This window comes from Rhodoferax sp. (assembly GCF_025354435.1).
In the GTDB taxonomy this organism is placed as follows: domain Bacteria; phylum Pseudomonadota; class Gammaproteobacteria; order Burkholderiales; family Burkholderiaceae_C; genus Rhodoferax_B.
In genome coordinates this window covers 14,083-35,572 of record NZ_JANXMU010000074.1, presented here as the reverse complement: position 1 = coordinate 35,572, position 21,490 = coordinate 14,083, and the positions used below count along the sequence as shown (strand labels likewise).

The window sequence follows — 21,490 nt, the reverse complement described above, 5'->3', positions numbered from 1 at the left end:
AGCGCATATGAAATATACGCACAGCGCTCCTGTTTTTGACATCAAAAACAGGAGCGTTGTGTTTTCAGGCTGCCCGCGGCCAGAGCTGGGTGTCGGTGATGGCGCGCACGTCCACCCGCAGCGGCAGAATCCCGTCGCGGGCCGAGCGGTCGGCCACGGTTTGCAGGGCGCTGATGTCGGCCTCGCTCACCGGCCGACCGGTCACGGCGGCACGGCCGGTGATGGTGCGGGCCGCTTTGATCGGCAGGCGGGTCAACTGGGTGTAGGCCTGGGCATAGACCTCGGGATGGGCCAGTGCCCAATCGCCTGCGCGGGCCAGGCGGTCCAGAAACTGCACGATGGCTTTGCGCTTGCCGGGGTCGGCCAGGGCCTCTTCGCTGGCGGTGATGAAACCTAAAGCGGTGTTGATGCCGCGCCGGTCGCGCAGGATGCGGCCGCCGTTTTGCAAAGCAATGGTGTAGTACGGGTCAAACACCGCCCAGGCGTCGATCTGCTTGGACGCAAACGCGGTGGACGCATCGGTGGGCAGCACGAACTTGACGGTGACCTCGTCGCGCCGCACCCCGGCTTCTTCCAGCGCGCCGTAGAGCTGGTACTGCGAAATGCTGCCGCGCGCCGATGACACCACCACGGTTTTGCCGCGCAGGTCGGCCACGCTGCGCAGCGGCGAATCGCCCTGCACCACGATGCCCAGCGAGTCGGCCTTACCGACACGCGTAGCCACGATCTTCATCGCGGTCTTGCCCACCGCCGCGGCCAGCACCGGCAGATCGCCCGCCATGGCCATGTCCACCGCGCCGCTACGTTGCGCCTCAAACAGCGGGGCTGCGCCCTGGAAGTTGGCCCAGTGCCAGGCAAAGGGTGCGCCGTCCAGCGCCTTGGAGGCTTCGAACAAGGCGCGCAGTCCACCGGCCTGGTCGCCCAGGACCAGTGCCGTCTGCGTCTGGGCCGCGCTCCAGCGGGGAAGTACGCCGACGGCGGGTAGCACGGCGGCAGCTTGCAGCCATTGGCGGCGCGAAAGGGGTGAGAGTAGGTTGTTCATGCGCCAAAGGTAGCCAACCAGGCCCGCCGCCCCAACGACGCATTCCAGATATGCAAGCTTGCTTTTCTACGTTGGCAAGCAGGCCGGTGCTGGTTACCTTGGAGGGTATGCAAAACCCCCTTCTCACACGCCGCCAATGGCTGCTGGCCACGGCTGCCCTGGGCACCGCGTCCACGCAAGCGGCACCCTCCTCCACTTCCCCAGACATGCGCGACGTAACGCTGCGCGTGGGCACCTACAAAGGCTTGTGGCGGCCCCTGCTGCAGGCCTCGGGCCAGGCCGATACGCCGTACAAGATCGACTGGCGCGAGTTCAACAACGGCGTGCTGCACATCGAAGCCATCAACGGCGATGCGCTGGACCTGGGCTCGGGCAGCGAAATCCCCGCCGTGTTTGCCGCGCGGCAAAAGGCCAGCGTGCGCTTTGTCGCCGTAACCCACGAGGACCTGAACAACCAGGCCACGCTGGCGCGCAAAGACGCGCCCATCCGCAGCATTGCCGACTTCAAGGGCAAGCGCATCGGCTATGTGCGCGCCACCACGGCGCACTACTACCTGGCCAAGCAACTGGCCGAGGCCGGGCTGTCGTTTGGCGATATCGACGCGGTCAGCCTGACCCCGGCGGACGGGCTGTCGGCCTTTGCCCGTGGCGATCTGGATGCCTGGGCCATCTACGGCTACAACGGCCAGCTAGCCCGCACCCAGTACGGCGCGCGCACCATTAAGACGGCGGTAGGCTATCTGTCGGGCAACTTCCCCATCTACGCCAACCCGCGCACGCTGGACGACACGCCCCGCGCTGCCGCCATCGGCGACCTGCTGCAGCGCCTGCAGCGCGCCTTTGCCTGGAGCAACAGCAACTACCTGGCCTATGCCCGCGCCCAGTCGAGTGAAACCCGGGTGCCGGTGGGTGACCTGGTAGAGCTGTTCAACCGCCGCAGCGGCGACTACAGCCTGGCCGCCGTGGACGAGACCGTGCTGCGCAGCCACCAGGACGTGGCCGACACCTTTGTGAAGCTGGGTGTGCTGGACGGCCCGGCTGCAGTGCGCCCGCTGTGGGACCGCCGCTTCTACACTTTGCTTAAATCTTGAAAGACACCCAATGAGCGCCGTTTTATCTATCGATCGCAACGCCCTGCAACCCAATCCGCAGCCCCAGCAAAAGTTCTGGTTCGACCCCATTCCGCCGCGCACCAGCATCGCCGCCGAGCGCCGCCACCGGCAGGAGCGCCTGGCCGGGGCGTTTCGGCTGTTTGCCCGCTTCGGCTTTGCCCAGGGCCTGGCCGGGCACATCACCGCGCGCGACCCGGAGCTGACCGACCACTTCTGGGTCAACCCGCTGGGCGTGCACTTCTCGCGCATCAAGGTGTCCGACCTGTTGCTGGTCAACAGCCGGGGTGAAACCGTCATTGGCGACCGGCCGCTGAACAAGGCCGCGTTTGCCATCCACGCCGCTATTCACGAGCACAACCCCAACATCATCGCCGCCGCCCACACCCATTCCACCTACGGCAAAGCCTGGTCCACCCTGGGCCGCAAGCTGGACACGCTGACGCAGGATGCCTGCGTGTTCCACGACGACGTGGCGCTGTTTGACGACTTCACCGGCATGGTGGTGGACGAAAGCGAGGGCCTGCGCATCGCCCGCGCGTTGGGCGACCGCAAAGGCGCGATCTTGAAGAACCACGGCATCCTGAGCGCCGGGCCCACGGTGGAAGCCGCAGCCTGGTGGTACATCGCGCTGGACAACGCCTGCCACACCCAGCTGCTGGCCGAAGCCGCTGGCACGCCGCAGCCCATCGACGAAGCCGTAGCGCGCCACACGCACAGCCAGATCGGCAAGCCCGAGGGGGCGCTGCATGCGTTTGAAAGTCTGTACGAAGGCCTGGTGGAGGCCGAGCCTGAATTATTAGAATAAAGGCTATTTTTCAGGCATGAAAACAGCTTCTAGCGTAGATTTAACCTACGCTATCTGCTCCTGTTTTTGATATAAAAAATAGGAGCATTGTGTTTCAGTGCCCGGCCGGCCCCGCTGCCGGTTTCTTGCCGAACAAGGCACCGATCTCGCCCACCACGCCACGGCGAAACAGCAGCACGCAGACCACAAAGATCGCGCCCATGATCACCTCGACCCAGGAGCCCACTTTGTCGGCCAGCAGATTCTCCAGGCTGACGATGGTGAAGGCCCCGGCCACCGGGCCGAGGATGGTGCCCAGGCCGCCCAGCAGGGTCATCAGCACCACCTGGCCCGAGGTGTGCCAGTGCACGTCAGCCAGCGAGGCGAGCTGGAACACCAGCGACTTCATCGATCCCGCCAGCCCGGCCAGCGAGGCCGAGATCACAAACGCCAGTAGCTTGAAGCGGGCCACGTCGTAGCCCAGCGAGATAGCGCGCGGCTCGTTGTCGCGGATAGCTTTCAAAATCTGGCCAAACGGCGAATGGATGGTGCGGTGGATCAACCAGAAGCCGCCCAAAAACACCGCAAACACAAAGAAATACATGGCAATGTTGTCGCTCAGATCGACCAGCCCGAACAGCTTGCCGCGCGGAATGCCTTGCATGCCGTCTTCGCCGCCGGTGAACGGCATTTGCACCGCCACAAAGTAGACCAACTGCGCCAGACCCAGGGTGATCATGGCGAAGTAAATACCTTCGCGGCGGATCGCCAGCATGCCAAACAAGGCACCCAGCACACCGCCAAATGCGGCCCCGGCCAGCAGGCCCAGCTCAGGCGACAGGCCCAGGTCGCGGCACAGGTAGCCGGTGATGTAGGCCGAGCCGCCAAAAAAGGCCGCGTGCCCAAACGACAGCAGCCCGGCAAAGCCCAGCAGCAGGTTGAAGGCGCAAGCAAACAGAGCAAAGCACAGCAGCTTCATTAAAAACGTGGGGTACAGCACAAAGGGCGCGATGCAGCCCACCACGATCAGCACCGTAAACAAGGCAAAAGTGCGCTGGCGTTCAGTCATAGCGTTCATTCCGTTCAACTCCTGCTTCTAAGCTTGTTTGCCAAACAGGCCTGCGGGTTTGACCAGCAGCACCAGCACCATCACCACAAAAATCACCACCGCCGAAGCCTCGGGGTAGAACACCTTGGTCAGCCCCTCCACCACGCCCAGACCCAGCCCGGTGACGATGGAGCCCAAAATCGAGCCCATGCCGCCAATCACCACCACCGCAAACACCACGATGATGAGGTTGGAGCCCATCACCGGGTTCACCTGCATGATGGGCGCGGCCAGCACCCCGGCAAACGCGGCCAGCCCGGCACCCACAGCGTAGGTAGCCGTGAGCAGCACCGGCACATTGATGCCCAGGGCCTGCACCAGGTCGGGCCGCTGGGTCGCGGCGCGCAGCGTGGCCCCCAGGCTGGTGCGCTCGATGGCGTACCAGGCGCTGAAGCACACGGTCATGGCCGCCACCACCACCCAGGCCCGGTAGATCGGCAAATACATGAAGCCCAGGTTGATGCCGCCCTGCAGCAGCTCGGGCACCTCGTAGGATTCGCCGGACACGCCAAAGTAGTTTTTGAACACGCCCTCGGCCATCAGGGCCAGCCCGAAGGTCAGCAGCAGGCCGTACAGGTGGTCCAGCTTGTAGAGCTGCTTGAGCATGGTGCGCTCTATCACCACCGCCACCACGCCCACCACCAGCGGCGACAAAATTAGCGCCCACCAGTAGCCAATGCCCAGCCAGGTAAAGCCCATCCAGGCCACAAACGCGCCCACCATGTACTGCGCCCCATGGGCAAAGTTGATGATGTTGAGCAGGCCAAAAATGATGGCCAGACCCAGGCTCAGGATGGCATAAAACGAGCCGTTGATCAGCCCCAGCAGCAGTTGGCCGAAGAAGGCCGGTGACGGTATGCCAAAGATTTCCATAGCGGGTGTTTCCCCTTGTAGCGCGTAAAAATCCGGGGCAACAACGACCCCGGGGGAACTCAACTTATTTCTTGATCAGCGGGCAGCGTGAGGCGGACAAGGGCTGGAAGGCCTCGGCCGCGGGGATCACGGCTTTCACCTTGTAGTAGTCCCACGGTGTTTTAGATTCGGCCGGGGTCTTGACCTGCATCAGGTACATGTCGTGGACCATGCGACCGTCTTCGCGGATCGTGCCGTTCTTGGCAAAGAAGTCGTTGATGGGCATCTTCTTCATCTGCGCCATCACCTTGGCGGTATCGTCGCTGTTGATGGCCTTGACCGCCTTCAGGTAATGCATGATGGACGAATACTGGCCGGCCTGCACCATGGTGGGCATGCGTTTGTGCTGTGCAAAGAAACGCTTCGACCAGGCCCGGGTTTCGTCGTTCAGATCCCAGTAAAAGCCTTCGGTGAGGTACATGCCTTGCGTGGTTTTGAGGCCCAGCGAATGGATGTCGGTGATGAACATCAGCAGGCCCGCAAGCTGCTGCTTGCCGGTGATGCCGAACTCTGCAGCCTGCTTGATCGAGTTGATGGTGTCACCGCCCGCATTGGCCAGGCCAATGATCTGCGCGCCCGAAGACTGCGCCTTCAGCAGGAAGGACGAAAAGTCCGACGTGGGGAACGGGTGCCGCACGCTGCCCACCACCTCGCCGCCGCTGGACTTGACCACATCCGACGCGTCTTTTTCCAGCGCGTGGCCAAAGGCGTAGTCGGCTGTCAGGAAGAACCATTTCTTGCCGCCCGCCTTGGTCACGGCCTTGGCCGTGCCGTTGGCCACCGCAAAGGTGTCGTAGGTGTAGTGCACCGTGACATCGTTGCAGGCTTCGTTGGTGATGGCGGTGGAGCCGGCGCCGTTGATGATGACGATGCGGTTTTTTTCCTTGCCGATTTTTTGTACTGCCAGCGCGGTGGAGGACGTGACCAGCTCGGTGATCACATCGACCTTGTCGCGCTCTATCCATTCGCGGGCCTTGTTGCTGGAAATGTCGCCCTTGTTCTGGTGGTCGGCCGAGACCATTTCGACCTTGAACGTGGGTTTTTCAGCGGCCATAAAGTCGTCGATGGCCATCTTGGTAGCAATCAGGGTGCCGTTACCGGCCAGGTCCGAATAGGTGCCCGACAGATCGGTCAGCACGCCAATCTTGACCACGCCGTCTGACACCTGGGCCTGGGCGGCGGTGGCCAGCAACATCGACAAGCCAACAGCCTGGGCAAGGGGTTTAAGTTTGAAGTTCACGGTTAGTCTCTTCTGGTCAACATTGAAAATAAGTTTCGCTCGGCTTACACGCCAAGCAGGGCTTGCATTGCGCTGGTCTTGTCTGCCAGCTCGTCCTTGTGCACCACCATGGCCACCTGGCCATGCTCCAGCACGTAATGCCGGTCCGCCAACGGGGCGGCAAAGCGGAAGTTTTGCTCCACCAGCACGATGGTGTAGCCACGGGTTTTCAGCAGGCGGATCACCTCGCCCAGCTTTTTGACAATCACCGGGGCCAGGCCTTCTGTGATTTCGTCCAACAGCAGGGTTTTGGCACCGGTGCGCAGAATTCGGGCCATGGCCAGCATCTGCTGCTCACCACCCGACAAACGCGTGCCGGGGCTGTTGCGCCGCTCCAGCAGGTTGGGAAACAGGGTGTAGATCTCGTCCAGCGTCATACCGCCGGGGGCCACGATGGGCGGCAGCAGCAGGTTTTCTTCGGTGGACAGGCCCGCGAAGATGCCGCGCTCTTCCGGGCAAAAGCCCACGCCCAGCCGGGCGATGCGGTGCGGTGCCAGGCCGGTGATCTCTTGCCCATTGAACTGGATGGAGCCGGTGCGCTTGCCCACCAGGCCCAAGATCGCCTTCAAGGTGGTGGAGCGGCCCGCGCCGTTGCGGCCCAGCAGGGTGACTAGCTCGCCAGTGTTCACATGCAGGTCGATACCGTGCAGGATGTGCGATTCGCCGTAGTTGGCGTGCAGGCCCTTCAGGCGTAAAACTTCTTTTCCGCTGGAACCGTTCGCTTCTCTACTCATGCTTCCACCCCCACATAGGCTTCCAGTACGCGCGGGTCTTTGGACACGGTGGCGTAGTTGCCCTCGGCCAGTACGCTGCCGCGCTGCAACACGGTAATGGTGTCGCACAGCGACTCCACCACCGACAGGTTGTGCTCCACCATCAGAATGGTGCGGTTTTTGGACACCTTGCGGATCAGCTCCACCACCCGGCCCACGTCCTCGTGGCCCATGCCCTGGGTGGGCTCGTCCAGCAGCATCAGCTCGGGCTCCAGCGCTAGCGTGGTGGCGATCTCTAGGGCGCGTTTGCGGCCATAGGGCATTTCTACCGCTACGGTGTCGGCAAAGGTTTGCAAATCCACCTCCTCCAGCAAGGCCATGGCGCGGCCATTGAGTGCATCCAGCCGCCGCACCGAAGACCAGAAGTTGAACGAGTCGCCGCGCTTGCGCTGCAAGGCCACGCGTACGTTTTCCAGCGCCGTCAGGTGGCCGAAGGTGGCCGAAATCTGGAACGAGCGCACCATGCCCCGGCGCGCCACCTGGATGGGGGTCTCGCGGGTGATATCTGCGCCGTTGAACTGAATTTGGCCCTGGGTGGGCTGGATGAACTTGGTCAGCAGGTTGAATACTGTCGTCTTGCCCGCGCCGTTAGGACCGATCAGTGCATGGATGCTGCCGCGTTGGACCTTCAGGTCGACCTTGGAGACGGCGGCAAAGCCGAGGAACTCCTTGGTCAAGCCTTTAGTTTGCAAAATGATGTCGTTCGCCATTCGGTTCCTAATTTTTAGCGCCAGGGGTCTGGGCGCGGAGTACGAATTTCTGGATTTTGCCCGTCGATGTTTTGGGCAAAGGCCCGAACACCACCCGTTTTGGCACCTTGAAGCGGGCCAGCAAGGTGCGGCAAAACATAATGATGTCTTCCTCGGTGGTCTGCGAACCCGGCTTGAGCTCGACAAACGCGCAGGGCACCTCGCCCCACTTTTCGTCCTGCTGGGCCACCACGGCCGCCAGCATCACCGCCGGGTGGCGGTGCAGCACGTCTTCCACCTCGATGCTGGAGATGTTTTCGCCGCCCGAGATGATGATGTCCTTGCTGCGGTCCTTGATCTGGGCGTAGCCGTCGGGGTGCAGCACCGCCAGGTCGCCGGTATGGAACCAGCCACCCGCAAAGGCCTCGGCGGTGGCCACGGGGTTCTTCAGATAGCCCTTCATCACGATGTTGCCGCGGAAGAAGATTTCGCCCATGGTCACACCATCGGCGGGCACGGGCTGCAGGGTTTCGGGATCCAGCACGGCCATGGCCTGCTGCAGCGGGTAAGCCACGCCCTGGCGGGCGTTGAGGCGGGCATGCTCCTCGGCGGGCAGCTCGGTCCACGCATCCTGCTGCGCGCAGACCGCTGCCGGGCCGTAGACCTCGGTCAGGCCGTAGACGTGGGTGATGCGGATGCCGATGCTTTCGCAGCCTTCAATGACGGCGGCAGGCGGCGCGGCACCGGCGATCAGGCCTTGCACGATGTGCTCAATGCCTTCACGGAGGGCGGCGGGCGCATGCACCAGCATGCTGTAGACGATGGGCGCGCCGCACAGGTGGGTGATGGCGTGTTCGCGGATCAGCGGGAAGATGACGGCCGGGTCCACCCGGCGCAGGCACACGCTGGTACCCGCCACCAGGGCCATGGTCCACGGAAAACACCAGCCGTTGCAGTGGAACATGGGCAGTGTCCACAGGTACACCGCGTGGTGCGGCAGCTGCCACGACAGCACGTTGTTGGCCGCATTCAAATACGCGCCACGGTGGTGGGTGACCACGCCCTTGGGGTTGCCGGTGGTGCCCGAGGTGTAGTTCAAGGCAATCGCGTCCCACTCGTCGGCGGGCAGTTGCCAGGCAAACTGCGGGTCGCCCTGGGCAATGAAGCTCTCATAGTCCACGTCGCCCAAGGCCTTGCCGGTCGGGGCCAGGTCGTCTTCGACCTCAATCACGAAGGGCCGTTTGTCACCCAAAATGGCCAGCGCTTTCTCCACCACGCTGGCAAATTCGCGGTCGGTCAGCAGCACCGTGGCCTCGCCGTGTTGCAGCATGAAGGCGATGGCTTCGGCATCCAGCCGGGTGTTCAGGGTGTTGAGCACCGCGCCCGACATGGGCACGGCGAAGTGCGCTTCCAGCATGGCGGGCACATTGGGCAGCATCACCGCCACGGTGTCGCCGGTGCCCACGCCCCGGGCTTGCAGGGCGTTGGCGAGTTGGCGGCAGCGGGTGTAGGTGGTGGCCCAGGTTTGGCGGCGCTCGCCATAAATCACGGCCAACCGCTCGGGGTAGACATGGGCCGAGCGCTCGATGTAGCTCAGCGGCGACAGCGCCACAAAGTTGGCGGAATTCTTGTCCAGGCCCTGCTGGTAAGGGTGTGTGCTGCGCATGCTTGGCCTCCGTTGCCTGCGCGCCGAAATTCGGTGGCAGGTTTATTTTGTTGGCTGGATTATGGGCAGGCTTTTTTACAAGTTACTGACGGGTTACCGCCAACTTTGTTAGGAGTTTCCCCTAGCCGGTGATTTATAAGAAATAGGCTTCTAGCGCATATTCAATATACGCTAGTAGCTATATTTTAAATAGCAATAAATCCAAAACCTATCCAACCCTAGCCGCTGCCATCGCCGTACACAGGTAGCCGGCCAGACTGCGCTGGGCGGCGCTCAAAGGCAGCGCGGCGGCCACCAGGGCCAGCTCGCTGCCGGGCACATCGGGGTAGCCGTCGGCGGGGCCCAGCACGCGGTGCTCGGCCAGCAAGGCAGTGGTAGGTAACACGCTGACGGCCAGGCCGGACGACACCGCCGCCTGGATCCCCGCCAGGCTGTGGCTAACGAACGCGATGCGCCAGCGACTGCCCGCCGCCTCCAGCGCACGGATGGCCCGCAGCCGGTAAATGCAGCCATGCGGAAACACAGCCAGCGACACCACCTTGCCGGACGACAAGGTCGGCAAAGCCTGGGGCCCGGCGACCCACACCAATGCATCAGGCCAGGACGCAATGCAGGGCCCGTTGCCCGGCTCGCGCCGGAGCAAGGCCAGGTCCAGGCCGCCCGACTCCAGGGCGCGTTGCAAATCGCAGCTCAATCCGCTGCTGGTTTCCAGCCGCAGTTCGGGGGCAATGGCCAAGAAGCCGGACAAGATGGCCGTCATCCGGCGTGCATCAAAGTCTTCTGGTAAGCCGATGCGCACCGGGGCCAGCGCCGCCGGGCTGGCCAGCGCGTCTTCGGCCTCCTGGGCGAGGGCCAGCAGGCGGCGGGCGTAGGCGGCCAACAGCTCACCCCGCTCGGTGGGAGTGACGTTCTTGCCGGTGCGGTCGCGGTGCAGCAAGGGGTGGCCCACGCTGTCCTCCAGCCGCAGAATCTGCTGGCTCACGGTGGACTGCGTGCGGTGCACCCGCTCGGCGGCCCGGGTAAAGCTGCGCTCGTCTACCACGCAGACCAGGGTTTGCAGCAGATCCAGATCAAGCATGGGGTTTGTCAGTGAAAATTCAACTTAAAGATCCATATTAAATCAATTTGCAAATATCTAACGCCTGCCGCACGATGCGGACTTCCATAGCCAACCCACCACTTCCATGACGCTGCAACACACCCCTCGGCCCCAGTGGCTCACCTTCGACTGCTACGGCACCCTGATCCAGTGGGACGAGGGCCTGCAAGCCGTGTTTGCCGAGATCCTGCAGCGCAAGAACGCGCCGCAGATCGATGCCGCCACGCTGATCGCCCTGCACGACAGGCACGAACACACCCTGGAGCAAACCCCGCCGCACCGGTCTTTCCGCGAGGTATCGGGCATGGCACTGCAACGGGCGCTGGCCGAGCTGGGGCTGCGCGGCGATGCAGAAGATGCCCATCGCCTGACCGATCGCATCGGCCGCATGCCACCATTTCCCGAGGTGGTGGCTGCACTGCAGCAGCTCAAGGCGCGCGGCTTTCGGCTGTGCATCATTTCCAACACCGACGACGACATCATCGCGGGCAACGTGGCCCAGCTGGGCGGCGCCATCGACCGGGTCATCACCGCCCAGCAAGGCGGGGCCTACAAGCCGTCGCGCCAGTTGTTCGACTACGCCCATGCCCAATTGCAGGTGGCGAAGGAAGACGTAGTGCACATCTGCGCCAGCCCGCACCTGGACCACGCCGCCGCACGCGACATCGGCTTTCGCTGCGTGTGGATCGACCGCGGTCGGCGCAGCCCGCTGCCCGACTACACGCCGGATGCCACACTGCCCACACTGGCGGGCGTACCGGCGCTGTTCGATGCACTCGACTGGTAAGTCATTTCGGGACTTAGCGCATATTCTGCCTACGCTTGCAGCTATATAAGCAATAGCAAATTACTTCAGCGTGCGCAACCGCCGGTGCTTGCTAAAAAACGCCCACAGCAAGGCGCTGGCATCCGGCCCCACGCTGTCGTTGAAGCGCAGCGCACCGTCGCCGCCGCTCCAGGCGTGCTCCAGCCCGGCGATGCGGCAGACCGAGACGATGGGTTTGCGGCCCACGCGGTAGTCCAGCGTCTGGAAGGCGTGGCGCGGGCTGCGGCCCTTGGGCCGGGCGGGGCTGTGGGTGGTGACCGGGGCCAGATCGGCGATGCCGTTGACCTGCAGAAACTGCTGCGCCACCTGCTGCTGGTTAACGATGCGCACTACTTTGTCGGCCTCGCCGTGCAGCACGATAGCGGGCATGCGCGGGAAGCCGCCCCCGTCCACGGTGGCCTGCACCGCCTGCGCCACATGGGTGCCGCCGCCGGTTTGCATGGCCCCAAAAGCCGTCATGCGGCTGTCGGCCGTGCCAAACACCGGGCCGGAATGCAGGCCCACGGCGGCGATACGAAACGGGTAGCGCAGCGCGATGATCTGGGCCAGCGCCGCCCCGGCGGAGATGCCAGCCAGGTACACCCGGCTCGCGTCCAGCCCCAGCTTGGCCACCACTTGGGTGACCGTGCCCGCCACTAGACCGGCCTCGCCGCCGCCATTCTGCGTGGCACGCTGGTACCACTGCCAGCAGCGGTGGGCATCTATCGTCAGCAACTGCTGCGGGTACAGCACGGCAAAGCCTTTGCGCTGGGCCAGGGCGTTCATGCGGCTGCCCTGGGCGAACTCGCGGGCCGTCTGGGTGCAGCCGTGCAGCATCACGACGAGAGGTAGCGGCTTGAGGGCCTGCGCCTTGTCGCGCAGTGGCAGGTACAGCCAGTAGCTCATGCGCTGGCCGTTGGGCGCTGCAAAGAAGGAGCGGGTCCAGCTGCCGGGCAAGGCCATGGGTGGCGCGGGCTTGGTTGCAGGCCTGGTTGCAGGCTTGGGAGCCGCTTTTTTTGTAGTTCTGGGAGGTGCAAGCGCCTGTTTGACGGCAGCTTTGGTGGTCTTTTTGGCCGCCGTCGCCATGCTGTTGATCAGCCTTTTCTGCTGCGCCTTGGCGATGCGGGTCAGGCTTTTTAACCACAGACTACTGAGACTTTTTGCCATGGCTGGTGTGAATCCTGGTTAGTCGCGGTCGGGGGCGATGGCTTCGGCGTAGTCGTACAGGGCCCCCAGAATCTCTTCGCCGCGCTCGTCTGCGGTTTCCGACAGGGTATCGATCTCGGCAAACAGGCCTTCGATGGTGCGGGCCCCGCCCTCCCCGTCAAACAGGCGCGCGGCACGGTGGGCTTCCCAGCGGGCGGTTTCTTCTGGGGTCAGTGTCATAGGGAAATTGCGGGCGCGGTAGCGAAACAGCAACTCGGTCAGGCGTTCGTCGTCGAAATGCGCCCGGGCATCGGCCACTTTCTCTGCCAGTTTTTCGGGCGACAGGGCGCGCAGGTCGTTCAAGCGGCGGCGGTCGCCATCGCCGACGAAGCCGCCGTACAGGTCGTCGTCCACGTCTCGGGGTTCCTGCGCCGGGCGGCTGAACACCTCGGGCCAGATGGCACTCATGTCGGGCAGCGCGCGCACCTGGGCCGCATGGGTGCGCAGCGTATCGCCCACCAGACCCCAGCGCTCGGCCAATGCCGGTGACAGGGTTTTCAGGTTGGACACCACCATGGGCGACTTGTTCAGGTGGATGGTCTTGATGGGCAGGCGCGCCAGGCCTTCGGGTAAGTCTTCGGCCTTGCTGAACAGGCGCAGGCGGATGGCTTCGGCATCCATCTGGCCCAGTTTGGCCGGGCTGTAGGCCAGGTCCCAGGCGATCAGCTCGTTTTTATTGTGCGGGTGCATGGCCAGCGGCCACATCAGGGCCAGGCAGCCCTGCTGCGCCGGGAACATGCCAGAGATGTGCAGAAACGGCTTGGCCGTCTGCAGCGTGGTGGGCAGGCCCAGCTCGGCCGCTACGCGGTCTTTTTTGTGCAGGCCCAGGCAGAAGTCGAACAGGCGCGGCTGGGCGGTACGGATCAGGCGCGCCAGGGCAATAGTGGCGCGCACGTCGGACAAGGCATCGTGCGCGGACTCGTGCAGCAGGCCGTTGGCGGCACTCAGGTCGGTCAGTTTGAAGCTGGGGCTGCCGTCGGGCTTGGTCGGCCATTCAATGCCCTCTGGGCGCAGGGCGTAGGCGGTGCGCACCACGTCCAGCAGGTCCCAGCGGCCACAGTCGTTTTGCCATTCGCGGGCGTAGGGGTCGATCAGGTTGCGCCAGAACATGGCGCGCGTGATCTCGTCGTCGAAGCGGATAGTGTTGTAGCCCACGCCAATGGTGCCGGGCTGGCTGAAAGCCTGTTCGATTTGGTTGGCAAATGCAACTTCGGGCAGGCCGCGCTGCAGGCAGATTTGCGGTGTGATACCGGTGATCAGGCAAGACTGCGGGTCAGGCAGAAAGTCGGGCGCGGGCTGGCAGTACAGCATCATCGTCGCACCGATCTCGTTCAGATCGGCATCGGTGCGGATGGCGGCAAACTGGGCCGGGCGGTCCCGCCGGGCGTTGGCACCAAAAGTTTCGTAGTCGTGCCAAAGAAAGCTATGGTCCGCCATGGATTGCTTTACCGTTTGCCCAGGGCGACATCCACGCCGCGGTTGGCCAGGGCATCGGCACGCTCGTTGCCGGGGTGGCCCGCATGCCCTTTGACCCAGCGCCAGTCGATCTTGTGCCCGGCGGTGTTGACCAACGTGTCCAGGCGCTGCCACAGGTCGACGTTTTTCACCGGTTCCTTGGAGGCCGTCAGCCAGCCACGGGCCTTCCAGCCCTTGAGCCATTCGGTCATGCCCTTGAGCACGTACTGGCTGTCGATGTACAGGGTGATGCTGCAGGGCTGCTTCAAAGCGCTCAGGCCTTCGATCACGGCCATCATTTCCATACGGTTGTTGGTGGTGGCCAACTCGCCGCCAAACATTTCTTTCTCGGTGCCGCTCCAGGTCAGCAAAACGCCCCAGCCGCCGGGGCCAGGGTTGCCTTTGCAGGCACCGTCGGTATACATATCTACGTGGTTCAAATACAGCTTTCTAAATCATCGAACAGAGCAGCATTTTTACCAGATGCCTTAGCCCTCACTGTAGTTGCCCTTGTTGGCAATCGGCACCGGTGCGTTGGCCAAGGCCTTGGGTACCTTCCAACTGGGGCCTAGCAAGCGCATGCCGCGTACCCGTTTAACGGCCACCACAAAGTAGATGGAGCCAAAAATAGGCCAGTAACGCTCGCCCGCACGGTCCATCCAACGCATGCGCTCCAGCCACGCGGCGCTGCGGGAGGCCGGCCGGTAGCAGCCAAATTGCACCGACTCCACCTCGAAGCTCAGCAGGCGCAACCAGTCGCGCAAGCGCCAGTAGCCAATCGCCTCGCCCACCTCGGGCAGGTAGTTGTCGCCCATCCCCAGGCGGTGCAGCAGCCGGGTGCGGCTTTGGCGCAGGCCCCACAGGCTCATGGGGTTCAGGCCCGCAATCACCACCCGGCCCTCGGGCACCAGCACGCGCTCTACCTCGCGCAGGGTGGCGTGGGGGTCGGGGCTGAGCTCCAGGGTGTGGGGCAGCAAGAGCAGATCAAGGCTGTTTTCTGCAAACGGTAAAGCGGCAAAATCGGTCACCAGTGTGGGCGAAGCGGGCGCAAAATCTGCCGCAGAGGCTGGCCTGGGGGCATCGGTGGCCAGCCAACGGTGCGGTATGCGGTTATTCTGCAGTGCTGGCAACTCTGGCAGCCCTAGCTGGAGCGCATGGTAGCCAAACACATCGGCGACCGCCTCGTCGAAGCGCCCCCGCTCCCAGTCCAGCAGATACTGGCCCGGCGGGGTCTTCAACCATTCGTGCAAACTTATAATTTCACTGCCCATGAACTTACTTGCCCTGCCTGCTTTTGCCGATAACTACATCTGGATGGTGCACGATGGACAGCGTGCGCTGGTGGTGGACCCGGGCGATGCACAGCCAGTGTTTCACGCACTGCGGCAGCACGGCCTGCAGTTGGAAGCCATTCTAGTCACGCACCACCATGACGACCATGTGGGCGGCGTGGACGCATTGCGCGATGCCACCGGCGCCACGGTGTACGGCCCGGCCCGCGAACGGATCCCCGCGCCGCTGCATAAGCTCAGCCAGGGTGATCACATCACGGCCCTGGGCATTGCCTTTGACATCATCGACGTGCCGGGCCATACCGCCGGGCATATTGCTTACTTTGCACCCGAATGGGACGGAGCGCCGCTGCTGTTTTGCGGCGACACCCTGTTTTCGGGCGGCTGCGGGCGGCTGTTTGAGGGCACACCGGCACAAATGCTGGCCTCGCTCTCCGCTTTGGCCGCCCTGCCCGGCAACACCCGGGTATGCTGCACCCACGAATACACATTGGGTAACCTGAAATTTGCCCGCGTCGTGGAACCAGACAACGCCGCGCTGGCTCAATACCAGGCAGAGTGCATTGCCAAGCGTGCGGCCGATGTGCCCACCTTGCCTTCCAGCATTGCGCTGGAACTCCAAATCAACCCTTTTTTGCGCACACGCTATGCCACGGTCCAACAGGCCGCGCAGGCGTTTGATGCCTCCACCCTCGACGAAGCCAGCGTATTAGGCGCACTTCGCACCTGGAAGAACCAGTTTTAATGAAATTTATCCACCTTGCTGGCCTGTCCGTCCTTTTGTGGCTGACCGGCTGCGCCACCGTCGGGACGCCCACCGCAGGCGGGGCCCAGCCCAACCCGCCGTCCGCCTTGCCCGCAACGGACCCCAAACAAGCGCTGGTGCCGCCCCACACCGCCGTATATCCGCGCGGTACGCTGCAGCCCATTACCGCGGCCGATGCCGCATCGCGCGGTGTCGCCCAGCTCAAGGCCCCGGCCGACCTGTGGGAACGCATCCGCCGCGGCTTTGCCATGCCTAACCTGGAAAGCGACCTGGTGGTAGACCGCGAACAATGGTACGCCACCCGCCCGGACTACATCCAGCGCATGACCGAGCGCTCTAGCAAATACCTGTTCCATGTGGTGGAAGAGCTGGAACGCCGCGGCATGCCGACCGAGTTGGCCCTGCTGCCCTACATCGAGAGCGCTTTTAATCCGCAGGCCGTGTCCAGCGCCAAGGCCGCAGGCATGTGGCAATTTATGCCGGCCACCGGCAATTACTTCGAGTTGAAGCAAAACATCTTCCGCGACGACCGGCGCGACGTGCTGGCATCGACCCGCGCCGCCCTGGACTACCTGCAAAAACTGTACGGCATGTTTGGCGACTGGCAACTGGCGCTGGCGGCCTACAACTGGGGCGAAGGCAGCGTGAGCCGGGCGATTGCCCGCAACCAGAAGCTGGGCCTGGGCATTAGCTATTCCGAGCTGAACATGCCTGCCGAAACCCGTCTGTACGTACCCAAGCTGCAGGCGGTGAAGAACATCATCGCCAACCCGGACATGTTCCGCACCGAGCTGCCGCTGATTGAAAACCACCCTTACTTCCAAAGCGTGGACATCTCGCACGACATCGACGTGACCCTGGCCGCCAAGCTGGCCGGCGTAAAGCTGGAAGACTTCAAGGCACTGAACCCGTCGTCGCACCGCATGGTGATCTTGGCCGCCGGTACGCCGCAAATCCTGCTGCCCTGGGACAACGCCACCGTGTTCACCCGCAACTTTGATGCCTACACCCAGGGCCAGTACGCCAGCTGGACGGCCTGGACGGCCCCCAGCACCATGAGCGTCAGCGCCGCCGCCCAGCAGGTGGGCATGAGCGAATACGACCTGCGCAGCGTCAACAACATTCCGCCGCGCATGCTGATCAAGGCCGGATCGGCACTGATCGTGCCACGCTCGGCCAGCATGCAAGACGTCAGCGAGCACGTGGCCGACACCGCCCAGCTCAGCCTGTCGCCCGAGATCGTCAACCGCAAAGCCGCCATCAAGGCAGGCAAACGCGACACCGTGGCCAGCATTGCCAAGCGCTACGGTGTCACCGCCAGCAATGTGGCCGACTGGAACGACCTCAAGGTAAACGCGGGCTTCAAAGCCGGGCAGCAGGTGGTTTTGTACCTACCGGTGCGTTTGACCAAAACCCGCGCCAGCGCCCCAGCGGCAGACCGTACGCAGGGCAAATCGGCCACCACCAAGACCCGCAGTGCCGATAGCCACAAAGCGGCGCGATCCACCAAAGTTGTGCCCCCCACCCGTAAAAAGAAGCAGTAGTGGCCGCTTAGGCGCGAAACCGCTCTTTGGCCCGCCGGACAAAGTCATTGGTGTAGGTTTTTTCCAGGTCGATCCGGGCCGCCTTGACCAGCGGATCGAAGCTGCCCAAGGCTTTCCATGCCGTTTGCGGACCGTCCTCGGGCAACAGCCCATCGGGCGATATGGCCTCGCGGGCTTTATTGAACGCTGCCAGATACACCGCACGGTCGCCCAAAAAATAGCTCTCGGGCACTCTCTTGACGATGTCGCTGGGCCCCGCCGTTTGCAGCCATTTCAGCGCATGCACCATAGCATTGGTCAGCGCCTGCACGGTGTTGGGGTACCTGCGGACAAATTCAAGCGGTGCATAAACGCAGGCTGCGGGCATGGCCCCGCCAAACACATCCAGCGCACCTTTCAGCGTGCGGGTGTCCGACACAATTTTGATGTCGCTCTTTTGCTCCAGCATGCCCATCACCGGGTCGGTATTGCAAATGGCATCGACCTGGCCAGAGCGCAAGGCCCACAGGGCTCCACCGGCCGAACCGATACCGACAAACTGCACCTCGCCCGGGCCTACTCCCGCCCGCGCCAGCACCACATTCGCCACCATGTGCGAAGGAGCACCCAGCGCGGCGACGCCAATTTTCTTGCCCCGCAGGTCGGCCAGCGTGCGGTAGCCAGGCATGTTGTGGGTCGAAATACCCAGCGCAATTTGCGGTGCCCGACCTTGCAGTACGAACGACTGAAACATCTGGCCCTTGGCCTGGCTGGTGATGGTGTTTTCAAATGCCCCGGCAAACACGTCGGCCGTACTACCCGGCATCACCTGGGGCGAGCACATGCCACCCACCAGGTCGCTGATCTCCACCTCCAGGCCCTCGGCCTTGAAATAGCCCAGCTGGTCGGCAATCGTCAACGGCAGGTGGTAGAGCGCGGCTTCGCCATCCACGGCCAGCGTGAGCCGGGACTTTTCCAGCTTGGCTTGGGCGCGGGTGGATGTCGCATGGAAGCCCGCGGCCAGCAGGGCTGCAGCAACAAAGGCACGGCGGGGAAGTGGGTGGGTGGGCATGCAGGTGGCGTCTGCACCAGCATAGGGCTCATCCATTTGTTACACATTGGGAGCATCCCCGTCCGGGTTTGCCCGTAACGTTTTGAGCTACGGGTTAACGCCGGTCGACAAACGCATGCGCAATAGTGCCCAGATCCACATACTCCAGCTCACTGCCCACCGGCACACCGCGCGCCAGCCGCGTGACCTGCAGGCCCCGCGCCTTGAGAGCCACGCTGATCACATGGGCCGTAGCTTCACCTTCGGCGGTGAAGTTGGTGGCCAAAATGACTTCTTGCACCAGGCCGTTGCTGGCCCGGTCAATGAGCTTTTGCAGTCCGATGTCTTTAGGCCCTACCCCGTCCAGCGGACTGATCTTGCCCATCAGCACAAAGTACAGCCCCTTGAAGGCGGCGGTGCGCTCTACCGCCGACTGGTCGGCCGGGTTCTCGACCACGCACAGCTTGGACGCGTCGCGGGATTCGTCCTGGCAGGTATCGCAGATATCTTCTTCGGTGAAGGTGTGGCACAGCGCGCAATGCTTGACGTTGCCAGCCGCCTGCGCCAGGGCCTTGGAGAGCAGCTGCGCGCCCTCGCGGTCGTGCTGAAGCAGATGAAACGCCATACGCGAGGCTGACTTCACGCCCACGCCCGGCAGGCGGCGCAAGCCCTGGATCAAGGCGTTCAAGGCACTGGAATCAGACATGCACGCCTTTAGCTACATTTTTCATAGCTACCTGCGCATATTCCGTATGCGCTAGTGGCCTAAAAAGCATAAATATGATCAGAACGGGAATTTCATGCCGCCTGGGAGGCCGGGCATGCCTGCGGTGAGTTTGCCCATCTTTTCCTGGCTGGTTTCTTCGGCTTTGCGCACGGCGGCATTGAAGGCAGCAGCGACCAGGTCTTCCAGCATGTCTTTGTCGTCGGCCAGCAGGCTGGGGTCGATGGTGATGCGCTTCACGTCGTGCTTGCAGGTCATCACGACCTTGACCAGGCCGGCGCCGGATTCACCGGTGACCTCGACAAAAGCCAGTTCATCCTGGGCTTTTTTCATGTTGTCCTGCATGGCCTGGGCTTGCTTCATGAGGCCGGCGAGTTGTCCTTTGTTGAACATGGTGTTTCCTAAGTAAGTTGAAATTAAATGGGTTTGAGCGTACCGGGCACAATTTTCGCGCCGTAGTCTCGCATGAGGGATTGCACCAGCGGATCGCCGAGGATGATCTCTTCGGCGATGCGTTGTTTTTCGTTCGCCGCCACTGCATTGCGCTTGGCCGGGCTGTCGGCCACACTGCCTATTTCAATGTCCAGCGTGGCATTGGGCGTAATGGACTCCAGGGCCACGCGCAGGCGCTCGCGGCTCATGGGCTGGCTTAAAGACTCACGTTCGATGCGCAGCCGCCAATGGCTGCCGTCCACCGCCACCAGTTGCGACTGCAAAGCCAGTTCGCGTACCAGGCCGCCCACGGCATCGGCGGCAATCAGTTGCTGCACTGTGGCGTGCCAGTAGTCGCCGTCTGCTGTGTGCACCGGGGGCGCGGCCACCACAACCGGACGCGCTTGCAAACGTTCGCTGGGTTCGGCCTGTACGCGCACGGGCAATTCCTGTACGGTGGGCAGCACGGGCGCCTGGGGCACTGGAGCAGCAACCGGCGCAGCCACGGGTGGTGGTGCGGGAGCTACGGCGGGCTTTGCAGCAGCAGCAACCACGGGCGCAGGCAACGGTAAAGGCGCCCGCAACGGTTCACTCAGAGTTTTTTTTTCCGCCGATTGGCGCACCGGGCTGCCCGGCTTGAAGGCCAGCAGGCGCAAAAGCACCATGGTCAGGGCGGCGTATTCGTCGGGGGCCAAGCCCAGCTCGGCGCGGCCATGCAGGCACAGGCTGTAGAGCAGTTGGGTTTCGTCGGCAGGCATGGCGGCGGCTAAACGGGCAGTGTCGGCGGCTTCCGGGTCGGCCTCATCTACCGGCATGCCGGGCACGGCCTGGAGCACGGCCATGCGTTGCAGCACGTTGGTCATTTCTTCCAGCGTGGAAGCGGCGCTCAGGCCGTTCAGGCGCAGGGCTTCTGCGGTTTCGACCACGGTTTTGCCATCGCCCTGGGCCAGCGCGTCGATGAGGCGGAACACGTAGCTGCGGTCTACGCTGCCCAGCATCTGGCGCACCGTGGTTTCCTCCAGTTGGCCGTTGCCAAAGGCAATCGCCTGGTCGGTGAGTGACAAAGCATCGCGCATGGAGCCTCGGGCCGCGCGGGACAGCAGACGCAGCGCACCGGTTTCAGCCTGCACGCCTTCGGTGGCCAGCACCTGGGTCAGGTGCGACAGCACGGTTTCGGGGGCCATGGGGCGCAGGTTGAACTGCAGACAGCGCGACAGCACGGTGACCGGCACTTTCTGCGGGTCAGTGGTGGCCAACACAAACTTCAGGTACTCGGGCGGCTCTTCCAGGGTTTTCAGCATCGCGTTGAACGCGGTGTTGGTCAGCATGTGCACTTCGTCGATCATGAAGACCTTGAAGCGCCCTTGCACCGGCTTGTACACGGCCTGCTCCAGCAGGGCCTGCACTTCGTCCACGCCCCGGTTGGACGCAGCATCCAGCTCGGTGTAATCGACAAACCGACCGCTATCAATATCAGTGCAGGCGCTGCAGACACCACAAGGGCTGGCGGTGATTCCACCGGTGCCGTCGGGACCCTGGCAGTTGAGCGACTTGGCCAGGATGCGCGACACCGTGGTTTTGCCCACGCCGCGCGTACCCGTGAACAGGTAGGCATGGTGCAGGCGCTGGGTGGTCAGGGCGTTGCTGAGGGCCTGCACCACGTGCTCCTGCCCCACCATTTCAGAGAAATTACGCGGACGGTACTTGCGGGCGAGCACGAGATAAGACATGCGGCGATTCTAAAGGGCTGAACGCCCCCTTTCTGGGCGGGG

At 63.3% G+C, this 21,490-nt stretch carries 21 protein-coding genes; 5 read left to right on the top strand and 16 right to left on the bottom strand.

Annotation, left to right across the window (positions count from 1 at the left end; genetic code table 11):
- Positions 1 to 64: 64 nt before the first annotated feature.
- Complete coding sequence (locus tag Q0T48_RS19010) at positions 65 to 1,042, bottom strand: ABC transporter substrate-binding protein (RefSeq protein ID WP_295959655.1); 978 nt, start codon at positions 1,040 to 1,042, stop codon at positions 65 to 67.
- Positions 1,043 to 1,149: 107 nt separating this feature from the next.
- On the opposite strand from Q0T48_RS19010, the gene Q0T48_RS19005 reads away from it, so the two are divergent.
- Both Q0T48_RS19005 and Q0T48_RS19000 read left to right on the top strand, forming a co-directional pair.
- Positions 1,150 to 2,133 carry an ABC transporter substrate-binding protein gene (locus tag Q0T48_RS19005; protein ID WP_295959652.1) on the top strand — a complete coding sequence of 328 codons (984 nt, stop codon included), beginning with the start codon at positions 1,150 to 1,152 and terminating at the stop codon, positions 2,131 to 2,133.
- Positions 2,134 to 2,143: 10 nt separating this feature from the next.
- Positions 2,144 to 2,959, top strand: a complete 816-nt coding sequence (locus Q0T48_RS19000; RefSeq protein ID WP_295959650.1) for a class II aldolase/adducin family protein — start codon at positions 2,144 to 2,146, stop codon at positions 2,957 to 2,959.
- 94 nt (positions 2,960 to 3,053) lie between these two features.
- On the opposite strand, the gene Q0T48_RS18995 is transcribed toward Q0T48_RS19000, so the two are convergent.
- From Q0T48_RS18995 to Q0T48_RS18965, 7 genes are all read right to left on the bottom strand, one after another.
- Positions 3,054 to 4,007, bottom strand: coding sequence for a branched-chain amino acid ABC transporter permease (locus tag Q0T48_RS18995; protein ID WP_295959646.1), 954 nt, complete (start codon positions 4,005 to 4,007; stop codon positions 3,054 to 3,056).
- A gap of 27 nt (positions 4,008 to 4,034) precedes the next feature.
- On the bottom strand, positions 4,035 to 4,919 hold the full coding sequence (locus tag Q0T48_RS18990) for a branched-chain amino acid ABC transporter permease (protein ID WP_295959643.1): 885 nt from the start codon (positions 4,917 to 4,919) through the stop codon (positions 4,035 to 4,037).
- A 64-nt stretch (positions 4,920 to 4,983) separates the two neighbouring features.
- The gene (locus Q0T48_RS18985) at positions 4,984 to 6,153 is read right to left on the bottom strand and encodes an ABC transporter substrate-binding protein (RefSeq protein ID WP_295959681.1); all 1,170 of its coding nucleotides are present in this window, start codon (positions 6,151 to 6,153) and stop codon (positions 4,984 to 4,986) included.
- Positions 6,154 to 6,242: 89 nt separating this feature from the next.
- Entirely contained in the window at positions 6,243 to 6,971 is a 729-nt protein-coding gene (locus Q0T48_RS18980) for an ABC transporter ATP-binding protein (RefSeq protein WP_295959640.1), read from the bottom strand.
- Complete coding sequence (locus Q0T48_RS18975; protein ID WP_295959636.1) at positions 6,968 to 7,720, bottom strand: ABC transporter ATP-binding protein; 753 nt, start codon at positions 7,718 to 7,720, stop codon at positions 6,968 to 6,970. Before Q0T48_RS18975 ends, Q0T48_RS18980 begins: the two co-directional genes overlap by 4 nt.
- Positions 7,721 to 7,727: 7 nt before the next feature.
- Positions 7,728 to 9,365 (bottom strand): acyl-CoA synthetase, encoded by a 1,638-nt coding sequence (locus tag Q0T48_RS18970; protein WP_295959633.1) that lies wholly within the window; start codon positions 9,363 to 9,365, stop codon positions 7,728 to 7,730.
- A gap of 208 nt (positions 9,366 to 9,573) precedes the next feature.
- Entirely contained in the window at positions 9,574 to 10,443 is an 870-nt protein-coding gene (locus Q0T48_RS18965; RefSeq protein ID WP_295959629.1) for a LysR family transcriptional regulator, read from the bottom strand.
- Between the two features lie 106 nt (positions 10,444 to 10,549).
- Here Q0T48_RS18965 and Q0T48_RS18960 point away from each other — a divergent pair, with 106 nt between their 5' ends.
- Positions 10,550 to 11,251: a haloacid dehalogenase type II gene (locus Q0T48_RS18960; protein WP_295959627.1), complete on the top strand. Its 702-nt coding sequence runs from the start codon at positions 10,550 to 10,552 to the stop codon at positions 11,249 to 11,251.
- Positions 11,252 to 11,311: 60 nt separating this feature from the next.
- On the opposite strand, the gene Q0T48_RS18955 is transcribed toward Q0T48_RS18960, so the two are convergent.
- Genes Q0T48_RS18955 through Q0T48_RS18940 form a run of 4 tightly spaced genes read right to left on the bottom strand, consistent with a single transcriptional unit; the run spans position 11,312 to position 15,180 of the window.
- Positions 11,312 to 12,436, bottom strand: coding sequence for a PHB depolymerase family esterase (locus Q0T48_RS18955; protein WP_295959624.1), 1,125 nt, complete (start codon positions 12,434 to 12,436; stop codon positions 11,312 to 11,314).
- A gap of 18 nt (positions 12,437 to 12,454) precedes the next feature.
- Positions 12,455 to 13,912: an exodeoxyribonuclease I gene (gene sbcB, locus Q0T48_RS18950; RefSeq protein WP_295959621.1), complete on the bottom strand. Its 1,458-nt coding sequence runs from the start codon at positions 13,910 to 13,912 to the stop codon at positions 12,455 to 12,457.
- 8 nt (positions 13,913 to 13,920) lie between these two features.
- Positions 13,921 to 14,370, bottom strand: a complete 450-nt coding sequence (gene rnhA / locus Q0T48_RS18945) for a ribonuclease HI (protein ID WP_295959618.1) — start codon at positions 14,368 to 14,370, stop codon at positions 13,921 to 13,923.
- Positions 14,371 to 14,418: 48 nt separating this feature from the next.
- Positions 14,419 to 15,180 carry a methyltransferase domain-containing protein gene (locus tag Q0T48_RS18940; protein WP_295959615.1) on the bottom strand — a complete coding sequence of 254 codons (762 nt, stop codon included), beginning with the start codon at positions 15,178 to 15,180 and terminating at the stop codon, positions 14,419 to 14,421.
- Between the two features lie 19 nt (positions 15,181 to 15,199).
- On the opposite strand from Q0T48_RS18940, the gene gloB reads away from it, so the two are divergent.
- Both gloB and Q0T48_RS18930 read left to right on the top strand, forming a co-directional pair.
- Complete coding sequence (gene gloB / locus Q0T48_RS18935; RefSeq protein WP_295959613.1) at positions 15,200 to 15,967, top strand: hydroxyacylglutathione hydrolase; 768 nt, start codon at positions 15,200 to 15,202, stop codon at positions 15,965 to 15,967.
- Positions 15,967 to 17,532 carry a transglycosylase SLT domain-containing protein gene (locus tag Q0T48_RS18930; protein WP_295959610.1) on the top strand — a complete coding sequence of 522 codons (1,566 nt, stop codon included), beginning with the start codon at positions 15,967 to 15,969 and terminating at the stop codon, positions 17,530 to 17,532. Before gloB ends, Q0T48_RS18930 begins: the two co-directional genes overlap by 1 nt.
- A 7-nt stretch (positions 17,533 to 17,539) precedes the next feature.
- On the opposite strand, the gene Q0T48_RS18925 is transcribed toward Q0T48_RS18930, so the two are convergent.
- From Q0T48_RS18925 to dnaX, 4 genes are all read right to left on the bottom strand, one after another.
- Complete coding sequence (locus Q0T48_RS18925) at positions 17,540 to 18,583, bottom strand: ABC transporter substrate-binding protein (RefSeq protein ID WP_295959608.1); 1,044 nt, start codon at positions 18,581 to 18,583, stop codon at positions 17,540 to 17,542.
- 94 nt (positions 18,584 to 18,677) lie between these two features.
- On the bottom strand, positions 18,678 to 19,268 hold the full coding sequence (recR, locus tag Q0T48_RS18920) for a recombination mediator RecR (RefSeq protein ID WP_295959604.1): 591 nt from the start codon (positions 19,266 to 19,268) through the stop codon (positions 18,678 to 18,680).
- Between the two features lie 78 nt (positions 19,269 to 19,346).
- Positions 19,347 to 19,679: a YbaB/EbfC family nucleoid-associated protein gene (locus Q0T48_RS18915; protein WP_295959601.1), complete on the bottom strand. Its 333-nt coding sequence runs from the start codon at positions 19,677 to 19,679 to the stop codon at positions 19,347 to 19,349.
- Between the two features lie 23 nt (positions 19,680 to 19,702).
- Complete coding sequence (gene dnaX, locus Q0T48_RS18910; protein WP_295959598.1) at positions 19,703 to 21,448, bottom strand: DNA polymerase III subunit gamma/tau; 1,746 nt, start codon at positions 21,446 to 21,448, stop codon at positions 19,703 to 19,705.
- Positions 21,449 to 21,490: the final 42 nt, after the last annotated feature.

Coding starts and splice junctions, on each gene's coding strand:
- Q0T48_RS19010 (WP_295959655.1), bottom strand. CDS start 1,042: ATGAACAACCTACTCTCACCCCTTTCGCGCCGCCAATGGCTGCAAGCT.
- Q0T48_RS19005 (WP_295959652.1), top strand. CDS start 1,150: ATGCAAAACCCCCTTCTCACACGCCGCCAATGGCTGCTGGCCACGGCT.
- Q0T48_RS19000 (WP_295959650.1), top strand. CDS start 2,144: ATGAGCGCCGTTTTATCTATCGATCGCAACGCCCTGCAACCCAATCCG.
- Q0T48_RS18995 (WP_295959646.1), bottom strand. CDS start 4,007: ATGACTGAACGCCAGCGCACTTTTGCCTTGTTTACGGTGCTGATCGTG.
- Q0T48_RS18990 (WP_295959643.1), bottom strand. CDS start 4,919: ATGGAAATCTTTGGCATACCGTCACCGGCCTTCTTCGGCCAACTGCTG.
- Q0T48_RS18985 (WP_295959681.1), bottom strand. CDS start 6,153: ATGTTGCTGGCCACCGCCGCCCAGGCCCAGGTGTCAGACGGCGTGGTC.
- Q0T48_RS18980 (WP_295959640.1), bottom strand. CDS start 6,971: ATGAGTAGAGAAGCGAACGGTTCCAGCGGAAAAGAAGTTTTACGCCTG.
- Q0T48_RS18975 (WP_295959636.1), bottom strand. CDS start 7,720: ATGGCGAACGACATCATTTTGCAAACTAAAGGCTTGACCAAGGAGTTC.
- Q0T48_RS18970 (WP_295959633.1), bottom strand. CDS start 9,365: ATGCGCAGCACACACCCTTACCAGCAGGGCCTGGACAAGAATTCCGCC.
- Q0T48_RS18965 (WP_295959629.1), bottom strand. CDS start 10,443: ATGCTTGATCTGGATCTGCTGCAAACCCTGGTCTGCGTGGTAGACGAG.
- Q0T48_RS18960 (WP_295959627.1), top strand. CDS start 10,550: ATGACGCTGCAACACACCCCTCGGCCCCAGTGGCTCACCTTCGACTGC.
- Q0T48_RS18955 (WP_295959624.1), bottom strand. CDS start 12,436: ATGGCAAAAAGTCTCAGTAGTCTGTGGTTAAAAAGCCTGACCCGCATC.
- sbcB (WP_295959621.1), bottom strand. CDS start 13,912: ATGGCGGACCATAGCTTTCTTTGGCACGACTACGAAACTTTTGGTGCC.
- gloB (WP_295959613.1), top strand. CDS start 15,200: ATGAACTTACTTGCCCTGCCTGCTTTTGCCGATAACTACATCTGGATG.
- Q0T48_RS18930 (WP_295959610.1), top strand. CDS start 15,967: ATGAAATTTATCCACCTTGCTGGCCTGTCCGTCCTTTTGTGGCTGACC.
- Q0T48_RS18925 (WP_295959608.1), bottom strand. CDS start 18,583: ATGCCCACCCACCCACTTCCCCGCCGTGCCTTTGTTGCTGCAGCCCTG.
- recR (WP_295959604.1), bottom strand. CDS start 19,268: ATGTCTGATTCCAGTGCCTTGAACGCCTTGATCCAGGGCTTGCGCCGC.
- Q0T48_RS18915 (WP_295959601.1), bottom strand. CDS start 19,679: ATGTTCAACAAAGGACAACTCGCCGGCCTCATGAAGCAAGCCCAGGCC.
- dnaX (WP_295959598.1), bottom strand. CDS start 21,448: ATGTCTTATCTCGTGCTCGCCCGCAAGTACCGTCCGCGTAATTTCTCT.